At 37.1% G+C, this 8,402-nt stretch carries 10 protein-coding genes and 1 riboswitch; of the genes, 7 read left to right on the top strand and 3 right to left on the bottom strand.

Annotated elements, in window-relative coordinates; translation table 11 throughout:
- The first annotated feature begins 332 nt into the window (after positions 1-332).
- A riboswitch (SAM riboswitch) is annotated at positions 333-421 on the top strand.
- 200 nt (positions 422-621) lie between these two features.
- The 4 genes from ABZA26_RS03425 to ABZA26_RS03410 all read left to right on the top strand — a co-directional run bounded on the left by ABZA26_RS03425 (position 622) and on the right by ABZA26_RS03410 (position 4,485).
- On the top strand, positions 622-1,629 hold the full coding sequence (locus ABZA26_RS03425) for a methionine ABC transporter ATP-binding protein (RefSeq protein ID WP_372713117.1): 1,008 nt from the start codon (positions 622-624) through the stop codon (positions 1,627-1,629).
- Entirely contained in the window at positions 1,622-2,278 is a 657-nt protein-coding gene (locus tag ABZA26_RS03420) for a methionine ABC transporter permease (RefSeq protein WP_372713116.1), read from the top strand. The genes ABZA26_RS03425 and ABZA26_RS03420 overlap by 8 nt, the downstream gene beginning before the upstream one ends.
- Positions 2,279-2,291: 13 nt before the next feature.
- Positions 2,292-3,098: a MetQ/NlpA family ABC transporter substrate-binding protein gene (locus ABZA26_RS03415; RefSeq protein WP_372713115.1), complete on the top strand. Its 807-nt coding sequence runs from the start codon at positions 2,292-2,294 to the stop codon at positions 3,096-3,098.
- Positions 3,099-3,159: 61 nt separating this feature from the next.
- Positions 3,160-4,485: a Na+/H+ antiporter NhaC family protein gene (locus ABZA26_RS03410; protein ID WP_372713114.1), complete on the top strand. Its 1,326-nt coding sequence runs from the start codon at positions 3,160-3,162 to the stop codon at positions 4,483-4,485.
- A 54-nt stretch (positions 4,486-4,539) separates the two neighbouring features.
- Here the strand turns inward: ABZA26_RS03410 and ABZA26_RS03405 are convergent, their stop codons facing one another.
- On the bottom strand, positions 4,540-5,280 hold the full coding sequence (locus tag ABZA26_RS03405; RefSeq protein WP_372713113.1) for an EI24 domain-containing protein: 741 nt from the start codon (positions 5,278-5,280) through the stop codon (positions 4,540-4,542).
- A 140-nt stretch (positions 5,281-5,420) separates the two neighbouring features.
- Here ABZA26_RS03405 and minC point away from each other — a divergent pair, with 140 nt between their 5' ends.
- From minC to minE, 3 genes are read left to right on the top strand one after another with little or no spacing between them, the layout of a single operon-like run.
- Entirely contained in the window at positions 5,421-6,092 is a 672-nt protein-coding gene (gene minC / locus ABZA26_RS03400) for a septum site-determining protein MinC (protein WP_372713112.1), read from the top strand.
- Between the two features lie 21 nt (positions 6,093-6,113).
- Positions 6,114-6,905 (top strand): septum site-determining protein MinD, encoded by a 792-nt coding sequence (minD, locus tag ABZA26_RS03395; protein WP_372713111.1) that lies wholly within the window; start codon positions 6,114-6,116, stop codon positions 6,903-6,905.
- Positions 6,906-6,913: 8 nt separating this feature from the next.
- Positions 6,914-7,171, top strand: coding sequence for a cell division topological specificity factor MinE (gene minE / locus ABZA26_RS03390; RefSeq protein ID WP_372713110.1), 258 nt, complete (start codon positions 6,914-6,916; stop codon positions 7,169-7,171).
- A gap of 55 nt (positions 7,172-7,226) precedes the next feature.
- Here the strand turns inward: minE and thiE are convergent, their stop codons facing one another.
- Together thiE and thiF are read right to left on the bottom strand one after the other, a co-directional pair.
- Positions 7,227-7,862, bottom strand: a complete 636-nt coding sequence (thiE, locus tag ABZA26_RS03385) for a thiamine phosphate synthase (RefSeq protein WP_372713109.1) — start codon at positions 7,860-7,862, stop codon at positions 7,227-7,229.
- A partial coding sequence (thiF, locus tag ABZA26_RS03380; protein WP_372713108.1) for a sulfur carrier protein ThiS adenylyltransferase ThiF occupies positions 7,852-8,402 on the bottom strand: 551 nt, incomplete at its 5' end. The genes thiF and thiE, both read right to left, overlap by 11 nt.

The following is an 8,402-nucleotide window of genomic DNA, read 5'->3' as shown; positions in this document are numbered from 1 at the left end:
TGGCAATAATTTATCTTGCAAGCATATGTTAAATCATAGTATCACTCCACATTCTATTTGACAACTACGGTCTTTTTTAATAGATACTACCCAAAAATATAGTAATTTAAAAATAAAAGGATTGGAGAAGATTTAAATACAATTATCTGCCTTTATGTTGATACAGATGTTTTGATAACGTGAAGAAGAGTGTTTAATTAAGAGAGTCTTCAAAAGTATGAGTAGTAATTCTTATTCTGAAATATGGTGATAAAGAATATCAGATTAAAATAATAAAAAAATTCTTGACAGAACTAGTCAAAAGTAATATACTTTTTCTAGTATAAATCAAATACTTATCAAGAGAGGTGGAGGGACTGGCCCTTTGAAACCTCAGCAACCTGCCGTAAGGGGTGTGGTGCTAATTCCAGCGAGATGAGGATAATCTTGAATAGATTAAGCTAAGACCTCTTCTCTAAAAGAAGAGTTTTTTTGTTTATATACGAATTAATCAACATAAAAAATCGATATTTTAGAAACCCAAATAATAATTGTAAGGTAACTGAGGCAGCTATTGATAAAAAAATTGTGACATGTTTTTTTCAGGGGGATTTTTTATATACAATTGAGGAGTGGTAATGGATGATAGAGATAAAAGATCTCAATAAATTATACAGCAGTGCCATCGGGGATGTACTTGCTGTAAAAAATGTGAATCTGCATATAAAAGAAGATGATATCTACGGAATTATGGGTCTCAGCGGAGCAGGAAAATCCACATTGATAAGACTTTTAAACAGACTTGAAGAACCTAGCAGTGGAGAGATTCTTGTAGAGGGGAACAATATCCTTAAGTTCAGTGATACAGAGTTAAAAGAGTACAGGAAAAAAACCGGAATGATATTTCAGCACTTTAATCTTCTTCAGTCTAGAGATGTGTCTGGAAATATTGCCTTTGCACTGGAAATAGCAGGCTGGGATAAAAAAGATATTCCCCCAAGAGTAAAAGAGCTTTTGACCCTTGTGGAACTAGAGGACAAAGAAAAAGCTTTTCCAAGTCAGCTCTCAGGAGGTCAAAAACAGAGGGTGGCAATAGCCAGAGCCCTTGCCAATAATCCTAAGATATTATTATCCGACGAAGCTACAAGTGCCCTTGACCCTAAGACAACTAAGTCCATATTGGAACTTCTAAAAGACCTTCAGAAAAAACTTGGTTTAACTATAGTCCTCATAACACACCAGATGGAAGTAATAAGAAGTGTATGCAATAGGGCAGCTATAATGGATAAAGGTGAAGTTATAGAAGAGGGAAGCGTAGACAGGATTTTTTCAAACCCAAGAACAGATATGGCAAAGGAGTTTGTATCTCATCTGATACCAGAAGAAACAGAAGAGACAAATTTTCTAAAGAGTCCTGGTAAAAAAATAATAAAACTATCATACATGGGACATACAGTGGAAAAACCCATAATATCACAGATGGTCAGAATGTTTGACATAGATGCAAATATTGTATCAGGAAGCATAGATAAGCTTGTCACACAGAATGTGGGGCATCTGATACTGGAACTTTCTGGAGAAAGACAGGAAGAGGCGCTGAACTGGATGAAAAAAGAGGACGTAGAGGTAAAGGTGATATATAATGGATAAAATAATAGCTTTGCTGATACCTGCTTTGGGAGAGACTATTTACATGGTGATCCTGTCTACAATATTTGCTACTATTATGGGATTACCCGTAGGACTTCTGGCAGTTATAACAGATAAAAATCATATAATGGAAATGCCAAAACTAAACAGAGTGCTAGACGGTCTCATTAATATTTTCAGATCAATACCTTTTATTATACTGATGATACTTGTCCTTCCACTTTCTAGATTTATAGTGGGGACTACAATAGGATCTACAGCCAGTATAGTACCACTTTCAATAGCTGCGGCACCATTTGTGGCTAGAATAGTAGAAGGGGCTGTAAAAGAGGTAGACAGAGGTCTGTTAGAAGCCTCTATATCCCTGGGAGCATCAAGAAAAGATATAATATTAAAAGTTCTCATCCCAGAATCACTTCCTTCTTTGATCCACGGTCTGACAATAACAGTCATAACCCTTGTGGGATACTCGGCCATGGCCGGGGCAATAGGCGGAGGAGGTTTAGGAGACCTTGCCATCAGATACGGATACCAGAGATTCAAGCTGGACATAATGATAGTTTCCGTGGCATCTATAATAATCCTGGTCCAGGGGATACAATTTTTAGGAAACAAAATAGTTTATGATATAAGAAAAAAAAGAGGATAAAAAGGAGAAAATTATGAAAAAAATCATCAGTTTAATTGCAGTTTCAATTTTGGTTATCGTAGGGCTTACTTCTTGTGGAGAGAAAAAGGCGGAAAACATGTCTGTTGAGATAAAGGTAGGAGCTACTCCTGTACCTCACTCAGAGATCCTTGAAATCGCAAAAGAGGAACTTTCTGAGAAAGGATATACTCTTGAAGTGGTAGAGTTCACAGACTATGTAACACCAAACCTTGCATTGTCAGACGGAGAAATAGATGCAAACTTCTTTCAGCATATTCCTTATTTAGATGAATTTGCAAAGGAGAGAAACCTTGCTCTTGTTTCTGCAGGGGGAGTACATGTAGAGCCTATGGGCCTTTACTCAGGAAAGATAAAGGACATAGCGGAAATTCAAGACGGTGCCGTAATAGCCATACCAAACGATCCTTCAAACGGAGCCAGAGCATTGATTCTTCTTCAGACAAATGGATTTATCAAGCTAGACCCAAATGCAGGACTCAAAGCTACAGAGTATGATATAATAGAAAACCCTAGAAATTTCAAATTTAAGGCCCTAGAAGCAGCACAGCTTCCTAGAGTACTTGAAGATGTAGATGCAGCTGTTATAAACGGAAACTATGCTATAGAGAGTGGATTAAATCCTGTAAAAGATGCCCTTCTTATAGAGGGAGCAGAATCTCCTTATGTAAATATAGTAGCAGTAAAGACAGGAGAAGAAAATTCTGAAAAGATAAAAGCTCTTATGACAGCTCTAAAGAGTGAAAAAGTGAAAAAGTTTATTGAAGAAAAGTATCAAGGCGGAGTAGTGCCTATATTTTAATAAAAGGCTGCGTTGCAGCCTTTTTTGTTTCCGGTTATAATTTTAAAAAGAAGGAGTAAATATGAAAACAAAAGGAGAATTTAAAGGTCTGATACCATTTATAATATTTGTCACAATCTATCTGGGAAGCGGAATAATCCTAAGTATGGCAGGAGTGGAGATGGGGTTCTATCAGCTGCCGGCTCCCATAGCAGCCTTTGCAGGTATAATATCTGCCTTTATTTTATTTAAGGGGAGTATAGAGGAGAAATTTAAAGATTTTATAAAAGGCTGCGGTCATGAAGATATAATAGTGATGTGTATAATATATCTCCTTGCAGGAGCCTTTGGAGGAGTATCAAAGGCCATGGGAGGAGTGGACTCAGTGGTAAATATGGGACTGACATTTATCCCGGCCCATTATATACCAGCTGGACTATTTGTTATAGGGGCATTTATATCTACTTCTACAGGGACTTCTGTAGGATCAATAGTCGCAATAGCACCAGTAGCCGTGGGACTTGCTGAGGCTTCTGGACTTTCTATGCCTCTGACGCTTGCTGCAGTAATGGGCGGATCAATGTTTGGAGATAACCTATCGGTGATATCTGACACTACCATAGCCGCCACGAGAACCCAGGGAGTAGAGATGAGGGACAAGTTCAGAACCAATATAGCTCTTGCTCTTCCTGCGGCAATAATAACAATAATACTGCTGGTTGCATTTGGAAGGCCTGACAGTATGGTGGAGATGGCTGCCAGCTATAACTATGATATAGTGAAAATAGTTCCGTATATTGTGGTTCTTATTCTGGCAGTTGCAGGGGTCAATGTTTTTGCAGTACTCACAGGAGGGATTCTCCTTTCGGGTTTAATCGGATTATTGAAAGGTGACTTTACTACTCTTAGTTTTGCCAATGAAATTTATAAGGGGTTTTCAGGGATGCAGGAAATATTTCTCTTGTCTCTCCTCACAGGTGGACTGGCACAGATGGTGGCTAAAGCCGGTGGAATACAGTGGCTCCTAGAATCTGTTCAGAAAAGAATAACCGGCAGAAGGAGTGCCCAGTTTGGAGTAGCAGCTCTGGTTTCTCTGACTGATGCAGCTGTTGCCAATAACACAGTGGCAATTATTATAAACGGACCTCTGGCTAAAGAGATGTCAGAAAAATATAACGTAGAAGGCAAGAGGAGTGCTGCCCTGTTGGATATATTTTCATGTATTGTCCAGGGACTGATTCCTTATGGGGCTCAGATGCTCATACTTCTTAGCTTTGCAAAGGGGTCAGTAACTCCTTTTGAAGTTATCCCTCTTCTGTGGTATCAGCATCTTTTAGCTGTCTTTGCTTTTATCTATATATTGAAAGACAAGGAACCTCAGAGTGAACTGAATAAAAGCCCAGCCTAAATAAAAAATCCCCTTTTAAGAAGAGGGGGGATTTTTTTTATTTAGTCAGCTGAATTATATTTTGTCTTTATTTATTATTTTTATTGTCCCCAATGTAACGGCTACACAGGAAACAAGAGGTGCTATGAATATTCCTATAACCGGTATCAGAAATACCATGGTAAAGATGGCTCCGCTAAAAGCTGAAAAAGTCCAGTTTTTTTTGAGGAAGATAAGGCTTTCTTTAGAAGAATAATTATGTCTCTCAAGGGTGTAATCCATAAAAGAAAATCCGATATAATATGCCTGAAGAAGGAAAATAAAGAAAGGAACCGTAATACTTAAAAACGGCATAAGTCCCAGAAGTAAAAGAATGATTGTTCCTAACATCTCTTTTGAAAAACTTTTACAGGATATAACTATGCCTCTCCAGATAAATCTCATATTGTCCTTGAAGGAGAAGTCAAATTTCTGGTTGACCATGGTTCTTTCTGTTCTTTCGGAGATATAGTTCAGAAAAGGTGAAAGAACTATCAGAAGAAGTGCCTTATAAACCAGAAAGTAAAGTAAAAACGCTATAATTATAATTATAAATTTTATGATTATAAATGTTACATTTTCATAACTGTTCAGATGGAAATAGCCTTCAAGTTTTGAAAAGAGATTGAATGAAATATATTTACTCAGTTTGTACAAAAGATTAAGAAGTATGAGGTTTAGAACACCAGGCAGAAGATAAAATTTTCTCATTTTACCATTTTTTATGACAGAAAAAGCTTCAAAAAAAGATTCGCCTGCCAGATAAATACCATGCATAGAGTACCCCCTTTTTGTCTACTAAATAAAATCATATCAAAAAACTAAAAAAAAAGCTATTTTTTTTAAACCCTTTAGTTGATTAGGCAAAAATGGTATGCTATACTTAAATTGAACACACTTTATGAAGGGTGGAGCCGATGGATAATTATGTTATTTTAAAAGGAAAAGAAGACAGACTGGTAATTCATTTAGATTCTGAAATTGATTATGAAACACTAAAGAAAAATCTTGAAGAAAAACTCAAAGAAGCAGAGAAATTTTTGAAGAATGCAAAAGTTGCAATAGAGTTTTCAAACAGAGAGCTTTCTGAAGTGGAGGAAAATCAGCTTCTTGAAATCATCAGAAGGGAAAGTGATATACGAATAACTTATATTATATCAAATGGTAAATCCTTTATAGGGAACTTTATTATTCCCGAAACTGTCATAGATGAAGGGGTCACCAAATTTTACAAAGGAAACCTGAGGTCAGGTCAAAGTGTTCATTATGAAGGGAACCTAGTGGTTCTGGGGGATATAAATCCAGGAGCTATAGTTACTGCAAAGGGAAACATAGTGGTTCTGGGGTATCTGAACGGGACGGCTCATGCAGGTATAGAGGATGAAGACGAGGCTTTTATAAGTGCCCTCAAAATGAATCCAATCCAGCTGCGAATAGGGAAAAACATAGCCAGAAATCCAGCCGAGGATATGCTTGGCACAAACAGAATAAAAAAAGAAGGCAGCTTGGAAGTAGCATACATAAAAGACGGAAAGATGCATATAGAGAATTTTAACAAAATAACACTGAGAGACATGATGAAAATCTAGTTATTTTTGGGAGTGATAAAAATGGCAAAAGTAATTGTTATAACTTCTGGTAAAGGCGGAGTGGGAAAGACTACCACAACTGCAAATTTAGGTGTGGGACTTGCTCTTCAAGGTAAGAAGACTCTTCTTATCGATGCTGATATCGGACTTAGAAACTTAGATGTGGTTATGGGCCTTGAAAACAGAATAGTTTATGATCTGGTAGATGTAATAGAAGGTCACTGCAGAATAAGGCAGGCTCTCATAAAGGACAAGAGGTGTGATAATCTCTTTCTTCTTCCTGCGGCTCAGACAAAGGATAAGAATTCAGTTAATCCAGAGCAGATGAAGACTCTTATAGAGGCATTAAAGGTAGATTTTGATTTTATAATAGTGGACTGTCCGGCTGGTATAGAGCAAGGATTTAAAAATGCAATTGCAGCAGCAGATCAGGCTCTCATTGTGACAACTCCTGAAATCTCAGCAGTAAGGGATGCAGACAGGATAATAGGTCTTCTGGATGCCCATGAAATAAAAGACTCCAAGCTCATAGTAAACCGTATAAAAATTGATATGGTAAGAGAAGGGAATATGCTTGATATATCAGACATAGTAGATATTCTTGCAATTGACGTAATGGGGATAATTCCTGACGATGAAAATATTATCATATCCACAAATAAGGGAGAACCTCTTATATTCAAAGGTAATTCGATGGCTGCAAGGGCATATACTAATATATCCCAAAGAGTCATAGGTAATGAGGTAAGTTTTTTAGAGCTCCAGTCTAGAGGAGGAATTATCAATAAACTAAAAGGAATTTTTAAGAGGTAGGTGGGCATATGAGTTTTTTTGACTTGTTTAAAAAGAGTGGCTCTAAGAGTGTGGCCAAGGATAGATTGAAGCTTGTTTTGATCCATGACAGATCTATGCTGTCTCCAAGAGTCATTAATGATATGAAAAATGATCTGATAGCTGTAATATCTAAATATGTGGACATTGATATAGAAAGCCTGAATATTGAGATATTAGAGGATGGAAATCAAAGCAGAAAAACGGCTTTGATAGCAAGTATACCTATAAAAAATACAAAGTGCTAATATTATAAAAGTCCCGGAATTTTCCGGGACTTTTATAATACAAATATTTAAAAAATTAATTTCTGTTTTTCATCAGCTTATTCAGTTTTTTAACTTTTTTATTTATATCTTCAGCCCCTATAACCTCGCTCACAAGACATATCCTTTCAGCCCCGGCCTTTATTATCTCCTTGATATTATGCTCTTTTATTCCCCCTATAGCCACAAATGGAATATCTAGATTTTTCACTGCAAAATCCAGATACTCAAGTCCTACAGCCTCTCTGTCCTTTGTAGTGGTAGGGAATATAGGGCCTACACCAATATAATCAATATCCTCATCCAGAGAAGCCATACCCTCTTCAGGGGAATGTGTTGATAAGCCTATAATCTTATGGGGCCCTATTAGTGCCCGTACGTCTGAAGGGTGCATATCCTCCTGTCCAACATGTACACCGTCGGCATCTACCAGTATAGCCACATCTACATGATCATTTACTATAAAAAGAACCCCTTCTTTTCTGCAGAGCTCCCTTATCTCTTTCATATCTTTTATTTTTTCCCTTATGGGTTTATCTTTTTCTCTGTATTGTATTATTTTTATTCCTGATTTTATCATATCCTCTGCACACCGGAGGTTGCTCTTTCCGTTGGAGAAAGCCTCTCCTGTGATCCCGTAGAGTCCAGCAGGGATATCGATTCTATTTCTCATAAAAGCCTCCTTTTTCCAGGACAATTCCAGCCATCATTGCAGCTGCTATGGATACTTTATGGGAATAGGTCTTGTAATTTTCTATACCTTTTTCAAAATCTCCCACAACAAAAAGATTTGGCATGATTTCTTTGATTTTGATATTTCCAATATCCCAATCTGCTATTCCCGAGGCAGAAACCATGATCTTCCCCTGGGAATAGACCTCTTCTATAAGCATACTTTTGTATTTTGATTTGTCAAAGGCTTCTATCACGATATCACAATCGAGGAAAAAGTCAGCCATATTTTCCCTATCAAGTTTTATGTTCTCCACATGAAAAAAGCCATTTGGATTGATATCCAGAAGATTTTTTTTTAGAGTATCAACTTTGGAGGCTCCTATCTGATGGTGAAAATAAAACTGCCTGTTGAGATTTGATTTTTCTATGGTGTCAAAATCTGCTATTTTTAGATCTGTTACTCCGGTTCTTACCAGATGCACAGCTACATTTGACCCGATACCACCGGCTCCTGCTATTCCTATCTTCATCATATAAG

The organism is Ilyobacter sp. (assembly GCF_041583315.1).
GTDB lineage: Bacteria > Fusobacteriota > Fusobacteriia > Fusobacteriales > Fusobacteriaceae > Ilyobacter.
The sequence above is the reverse complement of the archived record's forward strand: the minus strand, read 5'-3'. Positions and strand labels throughout refer to the sequence as shown.